Annotated in this window: 20 protein-coding genes; 14 read left to right on the plus strand and 6 right to left on the minus strand. The window is 44.4% G+C overall.

What is annotated here, in order from left to right:
- Positions 1 to 21: 21 nt before the first annotated feature.
- Complete coding sequence (locus tag HL061_RS13785) at positions 22 to 1,719, plus strand: 2-oxo acid dehydrogenase subunit E2 (RefSeq protein WP_252962997.1); 1,698 nt, start codon at positions 22 to 24, stop codon at positions 1,717 to 1,719.
- 162 nt (positions 1,720 to 1,881) lie between these two features.
- Here HL061_RS13785 and HL061_RS13790 read toward each other — a convergent pair whose 3' ends face one another.
- Positions 1,882 to 2,508, minus strand: coding sequence for an OmpW family outer membrane protein (locus HL061_RS13790; RefSeq protein ID WP_252962998.1), 627 nt, complete (start codon positions 2,506 to 2,508; stop codon positions 1,882 to 1,884).
- Positions 2,509 to 2,995: 487 nt separating this feature from the next.
- On the opposite strand from HL061_RS13790, the gene HL061_RS13795 reads away from it, so the two are divergent.
- Positions 2,996 to 3,223, plus strand: a complete 228-nt coding sequence (locus HL061_RS13795; RefSeq protein WP_143506625.1) for a hypothetical protein — start codon at positions 2,996 to 2,998, stop codon at positions 3,221 to 3,223.
- A gap of 308 nt (positions 3,224 to 3,531) precedes the next feature.
- A complete protein-coding gene (locus HL061_RS13800; protein ID WP_212563654.1) occupies positions 3,532 to 4,515 on the plus strand; it encodes an ion transporter in 984 nt (327 codons plus the stop codon).
- A gap of 133 nt (positions 4,516 to 4,648) precedes the next feature.
- Here HL061_RS13800 and HL061_RS13805 read toward each other — a convergent pair whose 3' ends face one another.
- The 3 genes from HL061_RS13805 to HL061_RS13815 form a co-directional block, all read right to left on the minus strand.
- A complete protein-coding gene (locus HL061_RS13805; RefSeq protein ID WP_071001348.1) occupies positions 4,649 to 5,296 on the minus strand; it encodes a TerD family protein in 648 nt (215 codons plus the stop codon).
- A 50-nt stretch (positions 5,297 to 5,346) separates the two neighbouring features.
- Positions 5,347 to 6,474, minus strand: a complete 1,128-nt coding sequence (locus HL061_RS13810) for a WYL domain-containing protein (protein ID WP_071001349.1) — start codon at positions 6,472 to 6,474, stop codon at positions 5,347 to 5,349.
- Positions 6,475 to 6,657: 183 nt separating this feature from the next.
- Entirely contained in the window at positions 6,658 to 9,447 is a 2,790-nt protein-coding gene (locus HL061_RS13815; RefSeq protein ID WP_093070843.1) for an ATP-binding protein, read from the minus strand.
- A gap of 350 nt (positions 9,448 to 9,797) precedes the next feature.
- On the opposite strand from HL061_RS13815, the gene rsmG reads away from it, so the two are divergent.
- The 10 genes from rsmG (at position 9,798) to HL061_RS13865 (ending at position 19,719) form a co-directional block, all read left to right on the plus strand.
- Positions 9,798 to 10,514, plus strand: coding sequence for a 16S rRNA (guanine(527)-N(7))-methyltransferase RsmG (gene rsmG / locus HL061_RS13820; RefSeq protein WP_071001351.1), 717 nt, complete (start codon positions 9,798 to 9,800; stop codon positions 10,512 to 10,514).
- Between the two features lie 259 nt (positions 10,515 to 10,773).
- Entirely contained in the window at positions 10,774 to 11,553 is a 780-nt protein-coding gene (locus HL061_RS13825; protein ID WP_093070840.1) for a ParA family protein, read from the plus strand.
- Positions 11,554 to 11,657: 104 nt separating this feature from the next.
- Entirely contained in the window at positions 11,658 to 12,800 is a 1,143-nt protein-coding gene (locus HL061_RS13830) for a ParB/RepB/Spo0J family partition protein (protein ID WP_071001353.1), read from the plus strand.
- 101 nt (positions 12,801 to 12,901) lie between these two features.
- Complete coding sequence (locus HL061_RS13835; protein ID WP_071001354.1) at positions 12,902 to 13,615, plus strand: MotA/TolQ/ExbB proton channel family protein; 714 nt, start codon at positions 12,902 to 12,904, stop codon at positions 13,613 to 13,615.
- Between the two features lie 72 nt (positions 13,616 to 13,687).
- Complete coding sequence (locus HL061_RS13840) at positions 13,688 to 14,119, plus strand: biopolymer transporter ExbD (protein ID WP_058024949.1); 432 nt, start codon at positions 13,688 to 13,690, stop codon at positions 14,117 to 14,119.
- A 76-nt stretch (positions 14,120 to 14,195) separates the two neighbouring features.
- Positions 14,196 to 15,983: a lipid A export permease/ATP-binding protein MsbA gene (gene msbA, locus HL061_RS13845; protein ID WP_071001355.1), complete on the plus strand. Its 1,788-nt coding sequence runs from the start codon at positions 14,196 to 14,198 to the stop codon at positions 15,981 to 15,983.
- Between the two features lie 66 nt (positions 15,984 to 16,049).
- Positions 16,050 to 17,180 carry a tetraacyldisaccharide 4'-kinase gene (lpxK, locus tag HL061_RS13850; RefSeq protein WP_071001356.1) on the plus strand — a complete coding sequence of 377 codons (1,131 nt, stop codon included), beginning with the start codon at positions 16,050 to 16,052 and terminating at the stop codon, positions 17,178 to 17,180.
- A gap of 45 nt (positions 17,181 to 17,225) precedes the next feature.
- Positions 17,226 to 18,038 (plus strand): 3-deoxy-manno-octulosonate cytidylyltransferase, encoded by an 813-nt coding sequence (gene kdsB, locus HL061_RS13855; protein WP_071001357.1) that lies wholly within the window; start codon positions 17,226 to 17,228, stop codon positions 18,036 to 18,038.
- Positions 18,039 to 18,124: 86 nt separating this feature from the next.
- The gene (locus HL061_RS13860; protein ID WP_071001358.1) at positions 18,125 to 19,255 is read left to right on the plus strand and encodes a DNA polymerase III subunit delta'; all 1,131 of its coding nucleotides are present in this window, start codon (positions 18,125 to 18,127) and stop codon (positions 19,253 to 19,255) included.
- Between the two features lie 116 nt (positions 19,256 to 19,371).
- Positions 19,372 to 19,719: a PilZ domain-containing protein gene (locus HL061_RS13865; protein ID WP_058024954.1), complete on the plus strand. Its 348-nt coding sequence runs from the start codon at positions 19,372 to 19,374 to the stop codon at positions 19,717 to 19,719.
- A 123-nt stretch (positions 19,720 to 19,842) separates the two neighbouring features.
- On the opposite strand, the gene ppk2 is transcribed toward HL061_RS13865, so the two are convergent.
- Together ppk2 and HL061_RS13875 are read right to left on the minus strand one after the other, a co-directional pair.
- A complete protein-coding gene (gene ppk2 / locus HL061_RS13870; protein ID WP_252962999.1) occupies positions 19,843 to 20,856 on the minus strand; it encodes a polyphosphate kinase 2 in 1,014 nt (337 codons plus the stop codon).
- Between the two features lie 268 nt (positions 20,857 to 21,124).
- Positions 21,125 to 22,753 carry an acetyl-CoA C-acetyltransferase gene (locus tag HL061_RS13875; protein ID WP_071001359.1) on the minus strand — a complete coding sequence of 543 codons (1,629 nt, stop codon included), beginning with the start codon at positions 22,751 to 22,753 and terminating at the stop codon, positions 21,125 to 21,127.
- Between the two features lie 568 nt (positions 22,754 to 23,321).
- Between HL061_RS13875 and HL061_RS13880 the strand changes: the two genes are divergently transcribed.
- The gene (locus HL061_RS13880; RefSeq protein ID WP_058024956.1) at positions 23,322 to 24,722 is read left to right on the plus strand and encodes a 3-oxoacyl-ACP reductase; all 1,401 of its coding nucleotides are present in this window, start codon (positions 23,322 to 23,324) and stop codon (positions 24,720 to 24,722) included.
- The last annotated feature ends 168 nt before the right edge of the window (positions 24,723 to 24,890 follow it).

The raw sequence follows: 24,890 nt of genomic DNA on the forward strand, positions 1-24,890 counted from the left end.
CATAAGACTAGGAGATAAAACATGGACATTAAAGCCCCCGATTTGGGTGTCGATAGTGCTGAAGTCAGCGAAATTATGGTAGCAGTGGGTGATGTCATCGCAAAAGATGACAACATCGTTTTGTTAGAGTCTGACAAAGCGTCAGTTGAAGTTCCAAGCTCTGCTGCTGGTAAAGTCACCAAAATCAATGTCGCCATCGGCGATCAAGTCAGCGAAGGCATGGTATTGATCGAAGTAGAGAGTGCTGACGCAAGCGATGATAATGACGATACTGCCGAAGAAGTAACTGATTCAGAACAAGCAGACGATAATAATGAAGACGCACCTGTTGAAGATGATGCAGATGCAGAAGAAGCGACTGATGATGCTGGCGAAGGCGCATCGACTACCCATGCACTGCCAGATATAGGCGTTGATGAAGCGCAAGTGGCTGAGATTATGGTGAGTGTAGGCGACACGGTCAGTGCCGATGAGTCTATCCTACTGATTGAGTCAGATAAAGCCTCAGTCGAAGTGCCTGCACCAGAAGCAGGCGTAGTTGAAAAAATCTTGGTTAATGCTGGTGACACTATTGCCAACGGTCAAGACTTTATCGTTATTAAAGCGGCAGGTACTCCTAAGGCAAAACCGAAAGCGGATACTGCTAAAACTGAAGATAAAGCGGACAAGCCTGCACCGAAAACTGAAAGCAAGTCACAGCCAGCCCCAACAGGCGAGCCAAAGCAAGCGCCTGCACCGACCTCAACTGCTGCACCTGCGGGCAAAAAATTGAGCGAAGCGGAAGTCAATGAAAAGTTGGTTGATGTATATGCAGGTCCTGCTGTACGTAAATTGGCTCGTCAGCTTGGTGTCGATATCACACAGGTAAAGGGTTCAGCACTAAACGATCGCATTCTAAAAGAAGATCTGTTTGCGCATGTTAAAAACCGTTTGACCACCCAACAAGCCGCACCAGCTGCTCAGGGTGCTGTTAGCTCAGGTCTGCCAAAACTACCTGATATGAGCAATGTTGAAATCTGGGGCGAAACAGAAACCCAAGATTTAAGCCGCTTGCAAAAAGTGTCAATCCCGCAGCTGAACTACAATACCTATCTACCGCAAGTGACACAGTTTGATTTGTCTGATATCACCGAAACTGAAAAACTACGCGGTGAGCTAAAGGGTGACATGAAGGCGCAAGGTATTGGCCTGACTATTTTGGCCTTTATTGTTAAAGCAACTGCTTACGCCTTGACTCAGCATCCACGTTTCAACAGTCATTTGAGCGACGATAATACACAAATTATCTTACGTAAGAGTGTCAACATGGGTATTGCGGTTGCGACTGATGACGGCCTAGTGGTTCCTGTGATTAAAAATGCACAGGACAAAGGCATCAAGCAGATCGCGATTGAAATTGGTGAGCTTGCAGGCAAAGCCCGTGATAAAAAGCTCACTACTAAAGATATGCAAGGTGCCAGCTTTACCATATCAAGCCAAGGTATCTTGGGCGGTACATCATTCACGCCACTGGTCAACTGGCCACAAGTAGGCATCTTGGGCGCATCAGAAGCGACCATGCAGCCAGTTTGGAATGACGCTAAGCAAACTTTTGAGCCGCGCTTGATGCTGCCATTATCATTGTCTTATGACCACCGCGTCATCAATGGTGCGGATGCAGCGGTATTCACTCGCTATGTTGCTACATTGCTTGCTGATCCACGCCGTATTTTGCTATAGCTGATACGCTACTTTAAAAACTAAAACCAAAAAAAGACTGCCTAAGGGTGGTCTTTTTTTTGAGCAGTACTGTATTAGATATGAGTAACTATCAGCCAAAAAAAAGCCAGCATCAGCGCTGGCTTTTTATACTTAGATCATCGAGTTTAATACGATTTGTGATTAAAACTGTTTAACAAATGCAATGCCATATGCCCAAGGGCTGATATCGATTTCACCGATGTCACTGCCATCTAAAGTAGCATCTGTTTTGATGTCCATATAACGCGCATCGATACGGAAAGCTTCAGTTGGTGCATAAGGGATATCAATGCCGACATGACCTGCAACGCCGACACTGTCATCAAACTCTAAATCTGCGCCGTTAGAAATACGCTCTTTAAAAAATGTGGTGTAATTGACACCCACACCGACAAAAGGCTTCACATTCATTGGCATCATGTCATTATCAAAGTGATATTGCACAGAAAGAGTTGGTGGTAAATGTTGGGTTTTACCTGTTAAAACTTGTGTGCCATCCGCACTGTTTAGATCAAAATCATGATGAAATGGAAGTGCTGCGAGTAGCTCAACACCGACATTGTTGGCAATGAAATACTCACCACTAATAGTTGGCTGTATATCGCCGTCAACATCAACAGACAAACCATTATCTAGAGTGCCATTATCACTTTTAGGGTCAACATAATGTGCACCAGCCGCAATAGACCAAGTGCCAGCAGGTACGGCAAAAGCAGTGGTCATGGTAAGGGCAGTGGCAGCGGCTAAAACTAGGGATTGTAGTTTCATGATTTGGTTCCTTAATATATTAAAAGGTTATCAGTGCTAATGAGGGATGACATTGCACACTGATACATAATGTTATAATGGATGATAAAGCGGTAACATTATGACTCTATTATAGTATAAAACCACAATTCCTGTAAGGTTTTAATTATGCTTTACTAAGTTTTATTTAATTATTTATAGTAAAGGCGATAACGGTATAATTATTTTGATTATTTAAAAAAATTGATTATTGTGAGGTAGGGTATAAGCCTGTTGTGATACTCTGAAAATGGGTAGATAAGAATTATAGTCAATCCACTAAAAAAGCGTTACAGCGTTAACCTCGCTTGAAGTATGACGTATACATCTGCACTCGGTTGCCTTGTACCACTCTTAAATTGGATCAACTATATATTGATTATTGCTAATGTCTAAACGGTAGAATTGGAAATAAATGGTGACGGCTTACTGAATTGATATTCATGATTTGATAAAAGGCGTACGTATTATGCTTGGTTATTGTAGCAACTCCCCACTACGTTGTAAGAACGCCCGTTCTACCAAAATATTGAATCAGGTAGATTCTTGTTGCCCTGAGTGCCATTTATTTTTAGTACCTGCTCAAGACATCAGCCAGCAATTGCCCGCTGATGAGCAGTTTTTACGATTATCAGTAGTAGGCACCGCATTGGTGCTATTAATAGCAGTCTATCTTTATTATCTACATGGGACATAATATAGTCGAACCACTATTAAAGTGTTACAGCGTTAGACTCGTTTAACCTACTACTGTAGTACTTGCACTCGTCTGCCTTGTACCACTTTTAATATTGATTGACTATAGCGGCTGCTGATGAACAGGCGATAAGCCAATGCCATGCTGGGTCATGTCAAATAGTTGATATTTTCGTATTGATCAAAGTGCATTGATAAAAGCGCATTGAATAAAGCGTGCGCTTTTGATGATAGAGCGCTTGAACACCTTGCAAGGCAGTTAATTTATTTTATTTATATAATACCGGTATTTCACCGAATAGGGACGGCATGCTACTCCAATCTATAAGGCGCTTACGTCATTTTGTTTATGATACGTTGCAAAATGATGAACATGACACTTTATTTAGCCGCTATATTGATTATTTTCTCATATTTTTGATTATGACCAATGTGGCAGCTGTGATTGCTGAGTCAGTTGACAGCTGGTACTACCCTTATCAAAATTATTTTACTTGGTTTGAAAACTTCTCTATTGTGGTCTTTTCTATTGAATATTTGCTGCGACTATGGAGTGTTGCTGAAGCCAAACCGGACAATACAACGTGGAAACAGCGTTGGGATTGGATCAGAAGTCCTTCCGCACTCATTGACTTGGTAGCCATTGTTCCAGCCTTCTTAAATTTCTTCGTCAATATTGATCTGCGTTTCTTACGTATTTTGCGTTTGTTCCGTATTCTCAAACTGACCCGCTATTTTGCGTCCATGCGTATCCTGCTAGTGGTCATCAGTAAAGAGCGCGGTTCGTTCCAAGCGGTTATTTTTATATTGATTATTATGATTGTGACTGCCTCGAGTGGCATTTATTTGGTCGAAAACCATGCGCAGCCAGAAGAGTTTGAGTCAATACCCAAGGCGATGTGGTGGGCTGTAGTAACGCTCACGACCGTGGGTTATGGAGATGTCACACCAATCACTAATGCTGGCAAGATATTGGGTGCTATTATTACGATATTGGGTGTGGGTTTGGCGGCACTGCCTGCAGGTATTCTGGCGACAGGTCTGGCAAATGAATTGGTACAACGCCGTGAAGAGCTGGAGCAGCATTTTCGTGAGCAGCTGATCGATAGTGATTTTGATTTGGTACAAAATCAGATGATGATTGACAAGATTCGCCGAGAGTTGGGACTGGATAAAGAGCAAGCACAAAATATTGTACTGCAAGTGCTACGTGAGCAAGAGCTTGAGCGGCGCGAAAAAGAAGTGGAGGTGCGTCAAAAGAATTTTTGCCCGCATTGCGGTGAGGTTTTATAGCTTAGTATCTATCAGGCAATCATAGAAATTTATGCTTAAGATTTCTAGAAACAAGTATATTTGTCAGGAAACATAAAAGGGTACTGTGTGGTTGAGATGCAGTACCCTTTTTAGATTTTATGATCGACTGACGCTATATTCCTTGAGGAATCGGTAGCGCCCGTGCCAATTCATGCGCAACTTCTTGCGCCGCTTTTGAGAGATCTTCTGCGCTCAGTGGTAAATTTTGTAGGGTTAAATGCCAGTCATCAACGGATCGGCGCAAATGAGCCACCCAAAGCGTTTTACAATCACGTGGGAGCTGCTTTAGGTTGACTTCAAAACAGCGGTTACCCTCATCATCACTCAAATGAATCTCACCTTTTTTAACCCTAGAGAGTGAGTGCCCGTGATAGGAGTTGGCAATCAAAGCGATATGAGTGATATGTAAGGGAATTTCTGCTAGCTCTAGTCTGATTTGTTCTTGATCAAGCGGAGCCAAATACATGGCTTGCTCTCCGCGATCCTTGCCATTTAGACTGTCTCCTTGGTGCTTGACGGATTCAGCTTTGTCACGTAATTGTTTGAACCAGACAATATCACTAATGATGCAATTGTCATCATATAATACACAAGCCAAGTCGATATCTACCGCGCTTTTGTCCTTTTTAAAACGTTTAAACAACCCTTTTGGCTCGATCTTAGTAAATTCATAGTTGAGCGCAAAAAATAACGTTCCCGTATCCAAGCCCAGTCCTCTTAAACTGTCGGAAAGCAGCGGTGATGGGGCAGCGGTTGGCATAATATTCCTTTTTTAATTTTTAGTGGTTAACGATTAGTGTCATTCGAGTGTTATTCGTTGTTTGTCATTGCAGGTTGGTCCAATACCGCTTGATAAAGGAGTGCAGGCTTGGCGTCTAACAGTCCACTGCCAAAACCACGTAACCACCAAACCAGCTGTGAGGTCAAATTAACGGTCGCTTTTATTGTTAGGGTGTCGTCGTCGTTTGATGTGACGATTTGATCATCACTCAGCTTGCTCTCAGTGAGGCTTCGGCCTGCTTTTTGGGTAAATTTTAGCTCAACGGCTGTGTTTTTACCACGCTCAGCCAACTCACCAAATAATGGATGACTAAAGCCCATACTGCCTTCATCCAAATACGTATCGAGCTGAAAGTTATCTGGTGTCTTTGCTGCGCTCTCTAAAATCTCGACTCTATCAAATCGATGTAGCGCAAAGGTACGAATGGTGGCATCGGGGTCATCGGTACGAGTCGCCAGTAGATAAATAATCACGCCACGCTGAATGATAGCAATAGGGTTTAGCGTATATTCGCTGGCCTCTGATTTATTGCTGCGAGTGTAGCAAGCATTAATTTGCAGCTGATAAAACAATGCATGGTAAATGTTGTCTTTGCTATCTAAATCTATATCTGGGGCAATAAGTGGCTGGGTCGCAGGCTCGATACGTACACGGTCTATCCATGAATGCGTGACTTTACTGTTTTTGAGCTGTCGTCTTGCTAGATCAAACCACGGAAATAGCTCATCTAAAATCACAGGCGGCAATAGCTGAGTGAGATTGGCCTCGACCATATTAAAAGCAACTGCCTGCGATAGATTCATATGCGGCAAGCTTTGCAGCGGTGCATCTTCCTTCCAGCGCCAACCTTGTGGATTGGCGTTGTTTTTTTCGATAGGAAAGCGTTTGGCCAATGCGTTCAAATCACGTTGCACGGTACGCAGGCTGATGTCAAAACCGGCCATCATGAGCTGTTCATAAATATGAGTCGTACCTACCCAGCGATTGCGCTGTAGCTGTGACAGTACTTGCCATTGACGAGCCGTTGTCGCTGCCCCATAACGATTATCCTGGGTCTCTTTTAACACATCATTTTCTGCCGCCTCTATTGCAACTGCTTGCTCATCAGAATCTGATTGAGCTTGAAGGTTATTGGCATTAGTAGAATGTACAGTCATCAAAAAATACCCTTTATAAAGTCACAGGTTATTGTTCTACAGATTTTGGCTGGTTGTTTATCATCTCAGAAAAGTATCAAAGCGTCTAGGGACGTTCGTATACATTTAGACATCGTTTAGGCGCCGTTTAAGCACCGTCTAAACACGTCCTAATTATCATTTTGGTGTGTTGTCATTGACACTTTAAGCTTCACTGTGCTCACGGTTGTCAGTGACGTCACTATCGTTATTTTCGCCTTTGCGATTTTCTTTTTCTATTTTGTCCTCTTTTTTTTGGCGCTTGGCTTTGCGTTTTTTCTTCTCTTTCTTTTTTGACTTTTTATCATCTACCTCATCGTCGCCGTCTTGGTTCTCATCCCATAACATCAGACGATTTAGGACTTTGCCAAATAGGGTGTCCTTGCGGTAGCGACCTTTTTTATTCATGGTATCGATGGGTAGGCCTGTCATCAAGGTCAATGCTTCACTCAAGGTATAAACGCCATAAATATGGAAGTCGCCGTCTTTTACCGCAGCAATGATATCGTCGCGTAGCATGAGTTGTTTGACATTGGCCATTGGAATGACCACGCCTTGAGCGCCCGTCAACTCTTGCTCACGGCACGCATCAAAAAAGCCGGCGATTTTGGCATTGATACCACCAACCGCTTGTACTTCGCCCAGCTGATTCATAGAACCAGTAATGGCAAAGGATTGATCAATAGGGACATTTGCTAAAGCGGATAGTAGCGCACAACCTTCGCTAACGGTGGCACTATCACCATCGATATGGGCGTAGCTTTGTTCAAACGCGAGCGAAGCGCTGAAGTTTAGTGCATGGTGTTGGCTAAATAACGCGCGCAAATAACTGGTCATGATCAACATACCCTTGGCGTGCAAGCTACCACCCAAGTCTACATCACGCTCGATATCAAGGATTTCACCTGCGCCAATATTGGGCTGAATAACGGCAGTGAGGCGCGCTGGCATGCCAAACTCACTATCGGCATAGCTGACGACGGTCAGGGCGTTGACTTGCCCAACTGCACTACCTTGGGTTTGAATCAGCTGCTGGCCGTTTTTGAGTTCGTCCCAGTATAGATCGCGCAAATATCCTGAGCGCTCATCCATGTCGTCAATTGCCTGAGTGACATGATCTGCTGTCACCATTATCTCATCATTTAAACGAGCGTGACGGTTTGATTCATGCAACAGTTTAATCAACAAATCACTGTGTAGGCTTAAACGGTCCTGCTCTTCAGCTTGCAAGCTTAAATGCTCAAGCAACGTGGCTTGCGCGCTACTATCGAATGGATAGAGATCAGCATAATCGATGATGTCTGCCATTTTCGCTACCAGTGCCAATTCATGCTCGCTGGTGCGCGTCACATCATCATGAAAGTCCGCGCGAACTTTAAACACTGCATCAAACTCAGGCTCAAGCTCAAGCAGCTCATAATATAAGTCTGCTTCACCTAATAAGATCACTTTGATATCAAGATCAATGGGCGCTGGTGATAAAGACAAGCTACCTGTTAGCGTTAGCATTTGCTCAAGGCTTGAGAGCTTAATTTTGCGTGACTGTAGTGCGCGCTTTAGACCTTGCCATGCATAAGGATGCTCAAGTAAATGGCTGGCTTCTAGCAGCAGGTAGCCGCCATTGGCACGGTGTAGGGCACCTGCGCGAATCATACTGACATCAGTCGTTACTGTCCCTAATTGAGTGATTTGCTCAACATGACCCAATAAGTTTAGATGGGTTGGTAAGTCTTCAAAGACAACAGGCGCGCCACTGTCTGGTGCGTGACTGACAATGACATTGACCGCGTAACGGCTGGGTGTTGTGGTCAATACAGCCGTCACAAACTCTTCGTCATCGCCGTTAACGATACGCTCTACATGAGTAACCATATCGGCAAATATGGCTTTGAGATAGTCAACCACAAGTGGGTGCGTGGCAAATTGCTCATAAACAGGCGCGAACAAAGGCTGTAGTGCACGGCGTGCGATACTGCGATGCAGTGATTCTATCGCATCGTTGGCTTCGTCTTCTAACTGCTCCAACGCAATGGTTAGTTGACTGAGGCGCTTTTGCATATGGTTTTTCTGTACGAAGTTATTTAACTCAGCCTCGTACTCACTGTTACCATACTCAGAATTTTGAGCGTTGTTTTGCTCTTCATCATGGTTAGTCTTATCGTTGCTCAATATATTGGCTTTTTCGTTATCATTTCTTGGTGATAAATTTGCACTGTTGCTAGATGATTCTGAAGCCTTTACAGGGTCGCTACTACTGTCTGTCGTCAACTGACTGGGATGGACGAAAACTGCCTTGTTATCAAACGAGCGAAACGTTAAGGCTAGATCATACTGTTTGCCCTCAGCGTTTAGCGCGTCGTAAGCATGACTCTCTTTTTGATGTGTATTGTTTTTAATCGCTTCGATTTTACTTTGGTATTGGTCGCTACGAAAGCGTTGGCTTAGTCGCTTTTTTGCCTGTTGCCACAAGTTATTGACCTGCTGTTGTAGCAAGGCGGCTTGTCCTGCAGGTAGACGCAGAGCCAGTGGCGTACGTGGATCGGTAAAATTGTGCACATAAACCCAATCATCAGGCGTTGGTGCGTCGGCGGCAATACGGGCCAACAGGCGACTGATGACAGTACGCTTACCCAAGCCGTTCTCACCAGCAGCAAACACATGATAGCCACTTGCATTGATGTCTAGCGCTGTATGCAAGGCTTTGAGCGCACGTTGTTGACCGAAGCCAACATCTAAGTCAGGCGCAGTACGTGTGTCTGTAGGCAGCTCATCAGGGTCGCTATAGCGTTTTAGTTGCTCAGCTGAAATACGGCAGCTTTTTTGAACCTCAGTAAAAATAGGATTTGGGGCGTTAGATATTACTGGTTTATCGTCTTGTGAGTCAGCGGTAGGTGGTACCATATTATTAGCGTCTTTTGATATTTGAGACATAAGGGGGTAGGGTCGTTCGGTCATAGGCGTTTAAGAGATCATCTTAGCAATAGTAACAGAGTTAAAGAAGCAGTACGGTATTATAAAAAAGCGCTTCTTAGATTTTTATAATCAAGCAGAATATCTTACAAGATATGGCCACAATTTAGCGAAATCATTGAGCATACTTTTGTATCATGGTGAGATAACTATGTAGCAATAGGCGACTGGAGCATAAATTAAGCGGAAGTTTTGCGCTATTAAAGTAGAATAACGCCTCACAAACCGTGCAGATAGTATAAGATGTCCCACATTGGCGCAATCTGCAACTATTCAATGAGCAGACTGCATGATAAAATAGGCGGTTCACATGTCAAAACTGGATAACTCGTTGTATGTCAGCTTCCGCTAAAACCTCTTCGTCGTCTACTAGCACGGGTAATATCAATATTGATCCGACTGGCTTTGTGAAGCTTGGCTCACAATTGCCAAAGCTGGCCAGTATCTTAGCCCAAGCCGTAAATGAGCTAAGTCTATCACTAAGTGAGAAACAGCAGCGCACGTTATTATTATACTTAGACCAGCTTTTGTTGTGGAATAAAGCGTATAATCTGACCGCCATCACCGATCCAGAAGAAGCGCTGATCAAACATGTGATTGATTGCTTGTCTATTATAACGCATTTGCCGACAGGGTCGCTGCTTGATATCGGTACAGGTGCAGGGTTGCCTGCAGTGATTATTGCGATTTGTCAGCCTGAGCGCTCGTGTACAGCCCTTGATAGTAATCAAAAAAAGATTCGCTTTATTAAGCAGATCAGCAGTGAGCTTGGCTTACGTAATATGCAACCGATCGCTTCGCGTATTGAAGCGCACGAAGCCAGCTATGATGTGGTGACTTCTAGAGCGTTTGCCAGTTTGATAGATTTTGTTGAAGTAGCGCAGCCGAGATTGGCAGATGGCGGTTATTTGTGTGCTATGAAAGGCAAAGTGCCAAGCGATGAAGAGCTACAAGCGCTTGATAGTGATTGGCACATTAAGACGATTAAGCTGACAGTGCCGCGTCTGCATGATAGTCGTCATTTGATTGAAATGTCTGCTAAAAATGCCTGAAAGGTAGATACTTCTCAGTCATGAAACAGCAGTCGTTTTTTGTGAAACGCAGTTTACGTTTGTACCTAAATGGCATAGTATTTAAAAGGCACTGAAAATATACAAACGAAAATTGGGTGATTTATAAAAGAATTTTTTTATAAATGGCTGACTTTCATGAAGCGCTGATTTAGTAGCACTGCATAAGCATATAAGATTGAGCGGCAAATAAATTAAAAGAAAAAGTCAGTAACAGACCTTAATAAAATTGAGTGAGTGTATGGAAATCATAGCAATTGCGAATCAAAAAGGCGGCGTGGGCAAAACCACGACGGCGGTAAACTTGACCGCCAGTTTAGCTGCTAAGCGCAAGCACGTACTACTGATTGACTTAGACCCACAGGGCAATGCAACCAGCGGTACGGGTGTCGACAAAAACGAGCTGATGCTTACCATAGCCGATGTTTTACTGGATGGTGTAGCGCTTTCAGAAGCGATTGTGACCAGTCCGGCAGGGTTTGATGTGATCGGTGCCAATCGTGATTTGGCTGGTATGGACATCACATTGATGAGTAAAACGGACAGTCACGAGCTGTTCAAAACGGCGATGAAAAATCTGGTTGATGCGCAGACATCCTCGCAACAGCCGCCATACGATTACGTGATTATAGACTGTGCACCCAGTTTGAACCTACTGACGATTAATGCCTTGGTTGCAACTGATAGTGTGATTATCCCAATGCAGTGTGAATATTATGCATTAGAGGGATTAGCGGATTTATCACAGACGATTGAGCGTCTTACTGAATTAAACCCTAAGTTATATATTCGCGGTGTTGTGAGAACGCTGTTTGATGCGCGTAACACGCTTGCCCGTGATGTGTCTGCTGAATTAGAAGCGCACTTTGGCGATATTATGTATAAGACTCATATTCCAAGAAACATTCGCCTAGCAGAAGCACCCGCGCATGGTCTACCAGTGATTGCTTATGAGAGATGGTCAAAAGGCGCGCGCGCCTATCAAAAATTGGCCGCTGAAGTGATGAAGCAAAGTAGCTAGTTTTTCTATAAAAGCTTTCGAACAATAAAGCACTTAACATTGTATTTAGTAAGCCGCAGCAGTAATCAATTGGCTTTTATTTTAGCGTTAGAGGATAGGTAATCATGGCGAAGAAAAGAGGGTTGGCTGCCAATCGAGGCTTAGATGCCTTATTAGGGTCAATCAAGAAAGAAAAGCAAATCACCGCCTCTGCCTTGCAAGATGATATGGCTGCACGCGATGTGGCCGTGCCAGCTGAAACGCTAGACACCAACATGCCTGTGAAAACTGCCCCCGTCGATGCGGCTGCGCCCAAAGCCAGTAAAAAATCGGCTGCAAAATCCACTGATAATGACACTACTGTCAGTAATAGTACTCGTTCATCACGTGTGACAAGCAAGACGGCTATCAACAAAACGCGTGGTAATAGCACAGACGTAAACGCTTCAGAGGATCAAATCAGCCTCGTGCAGATCGATGTCACGCGTCTACAAGCAGGTAAGTATCAACCGCGCCGTGACATGAGTGAAACGGCACTGGCAGAATTGGCATCTTCTATTGAGCAGCATGGCGTGATGCAGCCCATCGTTATCCGCCCATTGCTCGCCAATGAAGATAAGAGTGAAGTATTTGTCACTCATGAAATTATCGCTGGCGAACGTCGCTGGCGCGCGGCAAAAATGGCGGGTAAGTCGGTTATTCCAGCGATTGAGCGTGCGTTATCTGATGAGCTTGCTATTGCATTGGCCTTAATTGAAAATATCCAGCGTGAAGATCTATCGGTGATCGAGCAGGCAGCCGCGTTGCAGCGCTTTCATACAGAGTTTGGTATGAGTCACGCCATGATTGCTGAAGTGGTAGGCAAGGCGCGTACAACGGTATCGAATTTACTACGTCTAAATCAATTGCATGATACGGTAAAAGATCATTTGGCAAATAGCGCACTAGACATGGGTCACGCTCGAACGCTTTTAGCATTGTCTTCTGAGCAGCAGCCAATCATTGCACAAAAAATCATCGATGGCGGTATGACGGTGCGAGAAGCTGAAAAGCTGGTCAAATCCATTTTGAACCCTGTACCCAAGGCTAACCGTGTCGAACAAGCACAGTCTCGTGACGAAGAGCGTCTCACGCAAAGATTGACAGATATGTTGGGTGCTGAAGTCAAGCTTAAGCACAAAAAAGACGGGCAGGGTAGTGTTGAGATCTTTTTTCACAGTCAAGACCAGTTAGCTGCTTTGATTAAACACATAGAAGCACAGGCTTAAGACAATACGCAAGCTAGTAGGACTGATTTATTAGTAACGACTATTTACGTATAAATCCATCTACGTAATAACTGTTTTTAAAAATATGGAAGAGAGCAAATATGTGGGAGTTAGTAAAGGCAGGCGGCTGGCTAATGACACCTATTGTCGTCTGCTCTATATTGGCATTGGTTATCATTATTGAGCGTAGTCATACATTGCAATTTAGCAAGACTGTGCCTAGCAGACTGCGTGAGCAGCTCATCACTCGCCTACGCGAAAATGGCGATATCGGCCGTACACAATTGATGAATGTCAAAGAGAAGACAGCGCTTGGTGATATTTTGGCAACGGGGCTGCTCTATCGTCAGTACGGCCTAGAGTCTATGACCATGCATATGCAAAATCGTGCTAGCGTACAAGTCCACCAGCTAGAAAAAAATATCAATATGTTGGGTACAATTGGTGCCATTGCGCCATTGCTTGGATTATTAGGTACGGTATTAGGTATTATTTCTTCATTCTTAGCGATTACTGATGGTGCGATGCAAGATCCAACAATGCTTGCTGCTGGTGTCTCACAAGCACTAATTACCACGGCTGCTGGTATGATCGTCGCCATCCCAGCGCTTGTCGCGTATCGATACTTTCAGCGGCGTATCATCGACATCAATGCACAGTTCGAGACTCAAGCAGGGCTGATGATTCAAGAGCTATACGACTACCAATTGCTCGACAATACTTACGTAGCGGCACCTGCTAATAGTATGACTACTATTGATGAGCGTGCTACTGATCGATTAGATGTAGATAAAAGCAATATGGCGACAATATAATTGTCATAGTTTTGATCCTGAGTTTGATGCTCAAAGTACGTTCGTAATAGCAGGTAAGTAGAAGAGATTCATATGCGCTTTAGAAAACCGACTGTTGAGCCGCTTGAAATTAATCTGACGCCCATGATTGATTGCTTATTGTTTTTAATCGTCTTTTTACTACTGGCTACTTCTTTTAATCATTTTAGTCGTTTAAATATTATCCTTCCTGAAGCAGAAGGTGTGGCGCAGACAGAGCAAAAAAATAGTATAGAAGTAGCTGTACAAGAAGATGGCAGTTATTTGGTGAATGGTATTACGCTTGCTAGTAGTAACGAGGCTGAACTGACCAGCATGTTGCAGCAAGAAGCAGGAAGCAATCGCGATATGCTATTTGTCATCGCAGCGGATGCCAACGCTACCCATCAATCTGTCGTACGGGTGATGGATGTTGCTGGTAAACTCGGATTTTTGAACTTAAATATCAGCACCGTTGTCCCACTTGGTCAAACTTTGCCGCAATAATATTTGCCGCATCATTACTATAAACTGTGTATCAAGCACAGCCCATTCATGTCATGACACCTACATTGAGGCTTTTATGAGCCAAGCTTATACACCTGACTCTACAAAACCTTCTGCTAAAAAACCTTCAGCAGCCCCGTCTAATCCGCCAAAAAGTAAAACTTTACTGCGTCTATTAAAATATCTAAAACCGTATTGGTGGGCTTTGCTACTGACTGTTTTGGGCTTTGCTATCAACGCAGGAACTGAGATTTGGATTGCCAAGCTGTTGCAATACATTACTGATGCCATTAACCAAAGTGATCGAAGCAAACAGGCATTATTTCCATTACTCATCATTGCGCTATTTTTCGTACGCGGTTTGGGCAGTTTTTTGGGTAACTATTACTCGGCTTTGGTCTCACGTAATTTGGTTTATGAGCTGCGGGTCGAGGTTTTTAATAAACTACTGCGCTTGCCAAGTTCATTCTATTTGGCCAATCCTGCTGGTACGATCTCATCCAAGTTGATATTTGATGTTGAGCAAGTCACTGCTGCCAGTACAGACTCAATGAAGACCTTGCTGCGTGATGGTTTGACGGTTGTGGCATTGATAGGGTTTTTGCTTTATAGCAACTGGCGCTTGACTCTAATCCTATTTGTCGTATTGCCACCAATACTATGGCTCATTCGCATTGCCTCCAAGCGTTATCTTAAGCTCTCTAAAGGTATCCAAAAAACGATGGGTAGTGTCAGTCATATTACCAATGAGGTCATCAGTGGCTATCAGGTGGTAAAGAATTATGGCGGACAAGCATATGAAGCCGAGCGCTTTGATAAGACTTCAAAAAAGAACTTACGTCAAGGCATGAAGGTGGTCGTCACCAATAGCATCAATACCCCAGCAGTACAGCTGCTGATGGCGATAGCGATGTCGGTGGTGGTATGGCTTGCATTGAGACCTTCAGTTATTAGCGGTATTTCAGCAGGAGAGTTTATCTCTTATATTGCGGCAGCTGGTCTGCTCAGTAAGCCCGTCCGTTCATTGACTGATGTCAATCAAAAACTGCAAAAAGGCATTGCTGCTGGTGAGTCGATTTTTGCATTACTTGATGAGCCAGAAGAGGAAGACACAGGCACTATCAGCAAGGCGTTATCTGGTCAGATGTCTTTGGATAATATCAGTTTGGTATATCCAGATTCGACAGTTGCTCTACGTGATTTTACGTTAAATATAAAAGCAGGCGAGACGGTTGCATTGGTAGGACGAAGCGGAGCAGGCAAGTCCTCCTTGGTTAATCTCTTAACGCGTACTTTAGAAACCTCTTCAGGACAAATTACCTTAGATGGTGTGCCGATAGACCAGATTAAGCTAGAGAGCTTGCGCGCACAAATTGCGATGGTGAATCAGCAGGTTGTACTATTTAATACCACAGTATTTAATAACATTGCTTATGGGGGATTGGCCAACAAGAGCCAAGCTGAGGTCGAGGAGGCTGCAAAAGCGGCTTTCGCGCATGACTTTATCATGAAAATGCCAAACGGCTATCAAAGCGAGATTGGGGCCGAAGGGCTCCAGCTGTCTGGCGGCCAGCGTCAACGACTATCTATTGCTCGCGCGTTGTTAAAAGATGCGCCGATTCTGATTTTGGATGAAGCCACCAGTGCGCTTGATAATGAGTCAGAGTATTATATTCAGCAAGCGCTCGATAACGTCATGAAAAACCGTACGACGCTAGTGATTGCGCACCGCTTAACGACTATTGAATCTGCGGATCGTATTGCTGTGATGGATGGTGGTCAGATAGTTGAGCTTGGTACCCATAATGAGCTGATGCAGCTGCAAGGCCATTATGCGCAAATGTATGCTCGAGACTTTGAGTAGAATAGATTTATTTGATAAAGCGTCAACGCCTAAGCAGCGAATCGATAGGATACATGGCAATTATTTATGAGTATTGAGACGATAATTACTAATGCATGGCAACGTAAGGCCGCTTGGTTATGGCTGTTGCTACCTATTAGCTGGCTTTATGGACTGATCACCTTGCTTCGTCGTCACGCTTATAAAGTTGGGCTGCTATCAAGTTATCGCGCACCTATACCCGTCATGGTCATTGGTAATATCAGTGTGGGTGGTAGCGGCAAAACACCGTTAATTATCGCCTTGGTCAATCACTTGCAAAAACGAGGCATAAAAGTCGGCGTCATCAGCCGCGGTTATGGTGGCGATACGAGCCAAATGCCAGCATTGGTCAATGCCACCAGTTTGCCTAACGTAGTAGGCGACGAGCCATGTTTGATTGTTCATATGACAGGCGTTGCCATGGCAGTATGCCCGAATCGTCAGCAAGCAATTACTACCTTGTTGGATGCTGAACCTGATTTGCAATTGATTATCGCTGACGATGGTTTGCAACATTATGCGCTCAAGCGGGATATAGAGTGGATTGTGGTAGATGCCGCGCGAGGGTTTGGTAATGAGCAATTATTACCAACCGGATTTTTGCGTGAGCCAATGTCACGACTAGAAGGTGCTCATGTGATTTATCATGACAAGCCAAAAACAGACTTGTCGCATTATCATGAAAGCAGTAAAAATTCACACCCTCCTGAGCGCTTGAGCATGCATTTGCAAGCTGATGAATTGCAACATCTATGGAGTCCTCAATCACCTATTAAGCAAATAGATAATGTCGTTCCTGCCAGCAATAGTAGAGTACACGCAGTCAGTGGTATCGGCTACCCACAGCGTTTTTTTGATACGTTGGAGTCTCTTGGTTTTGACGTGATAGGGCATCCTTATCCTGATCACTATGACTTTAGTTTGGCTGAGCTTTTACAATACAGCGATTATCCTATCGTCGTTACCAGTAAAGATGCGGTAAAAATAAAAGCATTGCTGTCAGACTATACGGCGGAGCAAGCATCAAGTGATGAGTATGCACAGCTCGTTAGCAGGTTGTGGGTTTTGCCTGTGACGGCCGTATTATCCGATAACTGTTATGATAATCTAAACCAGCAATTAAAAGCTTTGGGTATTGAGGCTGACTCTGATGTTGGTACAAAAACGCCATCATAGATAATAGTCAATACGTCAAACTGACACAATTTTTAGGAATAAACCATGTCGCTTGTCACCACACCTGCCAAAACCCATATTGTGATTCCTGCACGCTTTAAGAGCACACGGTTACCCGGTAAGCCATTATTGAGCATTCATGGCAAAGCGATGATACTTTGGGTGGCTGAAAAGGCAAAAACAGCAACCTTTGCTGACGATATGTGTATTGCGACTGATGATGAGCAAATTGCAAAGGTCTGTATCGATGCCGGTTTTGATGTCGTGATGACAAGTAGCGAGCATGCTTCAGGCACTGACCGCTTGGCGGAAGTGGCGGCTATCAAAGGCTGGGCTGATCATGATATTGTGGTCAATATGCAGGGTGATGAGCCTCTTGTGCCGCCCTTACTGCTCGAGCAGGTACAGGCGCTTTTGGTAGCGGATGAGGCCAGCGTCATGGCGACACTCTGTGAGCCTATCGATGATTACGATACATTCCAGCGACCTTCTGTGGTAAAAGTGGTCAGCCAACATACGAATAATTTGCAGCGCGCGCTTTATTTTAGTCGAGCACCGATTCCTTGTGATCGTGATATCGTATTGGCGGATGACAATCAAAGACAGCCACCGAAGAACGCATATCGTCATTTGGGTTTATATGCTTACCGCGTTAGTCTATTACAGCAGTTTGTTGCATGGCCACAGACGCCGCTTGAGCAGCTTGAAAGCCTAGAGCAGCTACGAGTGCTAGAAAACGGTAAGCTTATCGCCATTGCAGAGGCCGCCTGTCAACTGCCGGCTGGTGTCGATACCCAAGAGGATCTAAACCGTTTAAATGCCATGCGCTTGGCTGATTTTCAAAACCCCACTAAATAATGATCTGAGCAAGCGCTCGCACATTATCCAGAGTATCATTAGCGTGCCGCATCCTAAATATCTAAAAACGTGATAGAGCTATTGTTATGAATGATCTGACAGCAAATGTAGGCGCGCAAGAGCGTTCAGATAGTATCTATTTTGCGCCCTTATTGCCGTGGCAACAGACATTGTGGTCGCAATTGACGCAGCGAGTATTGACTCAGCAGTCCTTGCCGCATGCATTGCTCGCTGCTGGTATGCAGGGAATGGGTAAACACGCCTTTGTATGGCGGTTGGTGGCTTGGTTATTATGCCGCGAGCATGATACGAATCCACTAGGCGCATGCGGCACGTGTGAAAGTTGTCAATGGCTCAAGTCGGGTACTCACCCAAGCTTGCAAGTGCTGCCAATCGTGAGTATGCCAATCAATGCGGATAGCGACACCCTCCAAGACAAATCAAGCAGCGCAAAAGACAAAAAAGCCACTAAGAGCACCAGCAACAGCGCGATTAAAATCAAAGTGGATGACATTCGTGCCTTGCAGCCTTTTATTTATCAAGGCGGGCAAGGGATGCGCATCTGTGTGTTAGATCATGCTGAGCAAATGACCGTCGCCGCTGCCAATGCGTTACTCAAAACCTTGGAGGAGCCGCAAGCGCAAGTTCATCTATTTTTAATCAGTGACACGCCTGCTCAGCTGCTTCCGACCATCAAGAGCCGTGTACAACAGCTGGCATTACAGACTATTGAGCCCGCTGTTGCTATCGATTATGTGACAAAAGCGCTCGGTCATACCATCAATCGTGAAGCCGTCAGTAAGATGGCGATTGAGCAGTTGATACAATTAGCAAACGGCGCACCTCTCGCTGCGGTAGCATTGGCACAGGCACCGTGGTACAGCAAACGTGCACTGTGGCTGACCACATGGCAGGCACTGCGAAGTGGTAAACGTAGTAGCGTAGCGGCAAGTGATTATTGGCAAAAACAGCTGAGTATTAAAGAGTTTATTCAACTGTCTGAACGGATGCTCCTAGACATAAAGCGCATCTGCCTAGGACTGAATGAATTACAAACAGATATCAACCTATCAGAAGCATTAGCCTCTTATCAACCCGATGCTCTCAATCTAGAAGTATTCGGCGATAGTTTGCAGCAAACCAAAGTTGCACTGCAACAAAATGTGCAAGAAAAATTTGCCTATGATAAGCTAATGCAAGAATTGGCCTGCTTGTAGGAGTGGTGACATAGCCTTTGTGAGCTATTGAAACTTATTGATATAAATTGCTTTTGTTTATATCTCACAATCATTTATAAAAATATATTTGACCCAATTGATAAAGGAAGCTGATTATGGCAATGCCAGGACGCGGCGGGATTTTAACCTGCCATATTGAGACTATCGAAACGTTGTATGCCAGCTATCTGTCTTTTGTGAACAATGGCGCTTTGTTTGTGCCCTCTGATCAGCCGCAGCAATTGGGTAATGAAGTTTTTATTGCTGTTACACTGCCCAACTCTAGTGAGCGTTTGCCAATGAATGGTAAGGTTGTTTGGATCAACTCCAAAACGCAGAGCGGTCGACCAGCAGGCTTTGCTGTGCAAATTGGTAGTGATATCGCAGGACAACGAATCAAGAACGAAGTTGAGCGTTTATTGGCTGGTAAAATAGATAGCCTGCAATCCACTTATACCATGTAGCCCATACCACTTAACCCAAAAACCTAGGCGTCTTTATCGATGGTCATCATGGCTATATTGTATGATTAATAAAAAAGCCTTATAACTGTATAAGGCTTTTTTTAGGATATATATCCATGAGTGCTAGTAGCGCGACGGTACGTACATATCATCAGGAATAGGCTCGCGGTAGTATTCGTCATCACGTTTGCGACTGGGCAATTCAACTTCCTCACGAGGTATCTCTTTATAAGGAATCTGGTCGAGCAGATGTGCAATACAGTTGAGCCTAGCGCGCTTCTTATTGTTGCCTTCAACCACCCACCATGGGGCCTCAGGGATATGAGTGCGCTCAAACATGGTCTCTTTTGCTTTGGTATAATCCTCCCAGCGCCTACGGGATTGTAAGTCCATCGGCGAGAGTTTCCACTGTTTTAGCGGATCGTATATTCGGCTCATAAAGCGTGCATGCTGCTCATCGTCAGTAATAGAAAACCAGTATTTCACCAAGCGAATGCCTGATCGCACAAGCATGCGTTCAAACTCTGGCACTGACTGGAAAAATTCCTCATATTGCTCATCAGTACAAAAGCCCATGACGCGCTCGACACCGCCGCGATTGTACCAACTACGATCAAACAAAACGATCTCACCTGCGGCTGGTAGATGCGCGACATAGCGCTGAAAATACCACTGGGTTTGCTCGCGTTCAGTAGGAGCAGGTAAGGCGGCAACACGGCACACGCGTGGATTTAGCCGCTGAGTGATACGTTTAATGGCCCCACCTTTGCCAGCAGAGTCTCGCCCTTCAAAGATAACGACGATACGCTCACCATTTGCGACCACCCAGTCTTGCAGCTTAATAAGTTCTCGCTGCAATCGTACCAACTCATGGAAATAGGTACGCCGATCCAGTTTTTCTTGCTCACTCATCTCACGACCATTGAAGCGAAAGTCACGTGCATAGTCATCTATTTCGTTTTCTAGCTCTTCATCGTAGGTATCGATAAGGTCTTGATGCATTTTTCGACGTAGCTCATCATCAAGAATGTCTTTTTCGATGCGCTCAGCCAAGATGGCTTGTTCTCGGTTGTATTGATCTAATTGCTCCTGGGTGGTGAGTGATTGAAAGTCAGTGGTTGTAACGGGTTTTGTCATTACCAATTTATCAGAGCCAAAAATGATTTGTCTCATTTTTCTTAATAGAAACTTTTTTTTAAGTAGAAATTCTGTCTTACCCATAAATATTACCTTTGTTTGGCGTGTCAGCTTTTTTAAGAGGCTACTATCTAGGTCGGTTCTATCATAGCAAAGTACAGACAATAAAAAATGCCCTTTAACTATTTAAAGGGCATTTTTTATGAGAATAGATGAGCTGATAAAAATGATGAATCAAGTACTCATTTTCATTCGTTACTTACCGAACTTATTTTTCTAAGATGCAAGTCACGCCTTGACCACCGGCTGCGCAGATAGAGATTAGCGCACGGCCTGAGCCTTTTTGGTCAAGTAGTTTTGCGGCGGTGGCTAGGATACGACCACCGGTCGCGGCAAATGGATGGCCTGCTGCTAGCGATGAGCCATTCACGTTTAGCTTGCTGCGATCGATCGAGCCTAGTGGCGCATCAAGACCTAGGCGCTCTTCACAGAATGTCTCATCTTCCCAAGCGGCGAGTGTCGATAGCACTTGTGAGGCAAACGCTTCATGAATCTCATAGAAATCAAAGTCTTGTAGCGTGAGGCCAGCGCGCTCAAGCATACGCGGTACCGCATAAGCGGGTGCCATGAGTAAGCCTTCGGTAGTACCAGATTTACCGATAAAGTCTACCGCTGCTGTCTCTTGGTGCACGATATAAGCCAGTGGTTTTAGACCATGCTCTTTTGCCCATTCATCAGTACCCAATAGGACACAAGATGCGCCATCAGTCAGTGGCGTTGAGTTAGCAGCAGTCATCGTTGGATTGGCGTTCTTTTTGCCAAATACTGGCTTTAGCTTACCCAGTTTCTCTAGCGTGGTGTCTGGACGTAAGTTGTTATCACGAGTCAGACCTTTGTATGGGGTGATCAAGTCATCAAAGAAACCTTCGTCATAAGCGCGTGCTAGGTTTTTGTGACTGTTAAAGGCAAGCTCGTCTTGAGCTTCACGAGTGATGTTCCACTCAAGCGTGGTGATGGCTTGGTGCTCGCCCATCGATAGACCAGTGCGCGGCTCGCCATTTTGCGGTGAGTCAATCAAGTCTTTTGGATTTAGACCCATCAATGCCTTTAGGCGTTGCTTGTTGTCTTTGGCGGCACCAAGCTTGATCAGTACTTTACGCAGACCATCACCAATAGCGATAGGCGCATCTGAAGTAGTATCTACGCCGCCTGTAATGGCTGAATCGATAATACCCAGTGCGATTTTGTTCGCAGAAGCAAAGGTCGCTTGTAGGCCAGTTCCGCACGCTTGTGAGATATCATAGGCTGGTGTGTGTGGGTTCAGCGCTGTGTTCAATGTTGCTTCGCGAGTCAGGTTGATATCGCGGCTTAGCTTCATAACGGCACCAGCGACCACTTCGCCGATGACTTCGTCTTGTAAGTTGTAGCGCTCAACCAAGCCGTCTAGAGCCGCAGTCAACATATCTGTATTGCTGACGTCAGCGTATGAGCCATTTGAGCGAGCAAATGGAATACGGTTACCACCTAAGATTGCCACACGATTCTGGTTTGTAGCAGGTTTGGTTGTACTCGCTTTTTTAGTTGCAGTCGCTGGTTTTTTAGCTGCTGTGGTTTCTACTTTTTCATCATCTGGTTGTTTGCTAGTGGTATTTTTAGTCTCTGAGTCGTTGGTATCAGTTCCTTTAGCGTCAGATTTTTTAGTAGCTGGCGCTTCTTTTTTTGTGTTGTCAGCTTGTGTGCTATCAGCCTTGGTATCGTTGGCCTTAGTATCAGCTTTAACGTCAGCAGTTTTAGCAGGTTCATTGTTTTCAGCAATTTCTTGTGGTTTTGCATCGCTGGCTTTAACAACAGTGCTTTCGACAACTGGACTATCAGGGTGGTTATTTTTATTACTCATAATATTATCCTTAAAAAGTATGGGCAGAAAATTTGAAGGGTAAAAATAAAAAAAGTGGCAAAGTCATGTTAAGCAAAAATCAAATATTATCATTTATCGCCTAGTGTCGCTGTGTATGATAAGTCGTTTTGTGCTCGTTTAATGTATGTCTTTAGCAAACGATGTGTCGCTTGTATAAGTTCAATGACAGCTTTAAGCGTACTGGTTAAGGCGCTGATAGACTGACGAGTACCAACGAATATCAGATAGTAGCATTGCATAATGATATGTTTGATAATATATTGTTATCAATAATTATGTTTGCCATAACTTATACGTCAGATTTTAACATGTTATGATGGTCAGTAAGTGGGTAAAAAGTCGTCAGCTTGTATACTGACTTGTTTACAGATTGTTGTAGACATTGTCTGTTTTTGGACATGTTTTTAATGGCAGTGTATAGTTTGGCCAGTTTTAAAATGATTTACCAAATATCAATAATTACAATGTTGATGAGTCTATATAATAGGCGTATTACATTTAGTGTTTATTATTATTTCAACCATTCATTATTTATAGGGAATATATTATGTCAGACCGTTATGGTGATTTTGTTCAATCTTCTATTGGTAAAAAAGTCGCAAAGAACTTAGGTTTGCCAATGCCAGCGACGCTTGATCGTTTTGAAAGCGGTGAGCGTTTGGTTCGTGGCAGTGTACTAGTTGGCCGTGCTAATGGTGAGGACAAAAGCATTAGTGAATCTGTTGCACGTATTTTGTTAGATGTGCATGCTGATGTATATGTAAACAGCAGTGATGATGTTAAAGACGCCCTTGCTGATGCAGGCGTTGAAGCAAAAGCCAATACAGGTGGTGACGATCAGTTCAAAGTATTGCTTTTTGATGCAAGTAATATCAGCAATGCAGATCAGCTAAAAGAAGTGTACGAGTTTTTTCATAGCGTTGCGCGCCGCGTTGAAAAATCAGGCCGTGTGATCGTTATTGGTCGTACGCCAGAGGACATCACTGATATCGAAACTGCCATGGCACAACGGGCACTTGAGGGCTTTGTAAAATCAGTAGGCAAAGAGTTCAAGCGCGGCATTACAGCTCAGCTTATCTATGTAGAAACAGGCGCTGAGCAAAACCTAGACTCGACCTTACGCTTTTTCACTTCAGCACGTTCAGCTTATGTCTCAGGACAAGTGGTACGCGTGAGCAAGGGCGACTCAGTTGATGTCGATTGGAATCAGCCTCTAGGCGGTAAAACGATGCTAGTGACGGGCGCAAGTCGCGGTATTGGCGAAGCAATTGCTCGCGTCTTGGCTCGCGAGGGCGCGCATGTAATCTGTCTTGATGTACCGCAGCAGCAAGCTGACCTACAAAAAGTTGCTAGCGAAATCAGTGGCTCTGTATTGACAGTAGACATCACTAGCGATGACGCTGGTGCAGAAATCGCAGATGCGGCGCAAAAGCGTGGTGGTCTGGATTCAGTCATTCATAATGCTGGCGTGACACGTGATAAGACATTGGCCAGAATGGATGAGAAAAAGTGGGATATGGTCATCGATATTAACTTGGGCAGCATTGCTAAGCTGAATCGCTACTTGCTTGATAATGACGTGCTAAAAGAAAACGCCCGTATCGTCTGTGTGTCATCTATTTCAGGTATCGCTGGCAACATGGGTCAGACCAATTATGCCACTTCTAAAGCGGGTGTTATTGGCTTGGTTAATGCGACTGCTAAGCAGTTAGAAGACAACGCAAAAGGCATGACCATCAATGCAGTAGCACCAGGGTTTATCGAAACACAAATGACGGAAGCGATTCCGTTTGCTATTCGCGAAGCGGGTCGTCGTATGAATTCAATGAGCCAAGGCGGTTTACCAGTTGACGTGGCTGAGACCATCGCATGGTTGGCTTCACCTGCTTCGGGTGGCCTAAATGGCAACACAGTTCGTGTTTGTGGTCAAAGCTTACTTGGCGCATAATACTGATTTGTTGGTGAGACTGTGTGGCAAATGAGGAGAAAGTAGCGTGATGGTATTATCCCTTGTTTTTGATTTGCCTCACATATGCTTACGAAATATTTGCTGATAATTTGTAATAAAGCTGCCCACGGGTGGCTTTTTTATGATAAAAACACAAGAGCCATCAGC

The organism is Psychrobacter sp. PSP (genome assembly GCF_024085615.1).
GTDB lineage: Bacteria > Pseudomonadota > Gammaproteobacteria > Pseudomonadales > Moraxellaceae > Psychrobacter > Psychrobacter pacificensis.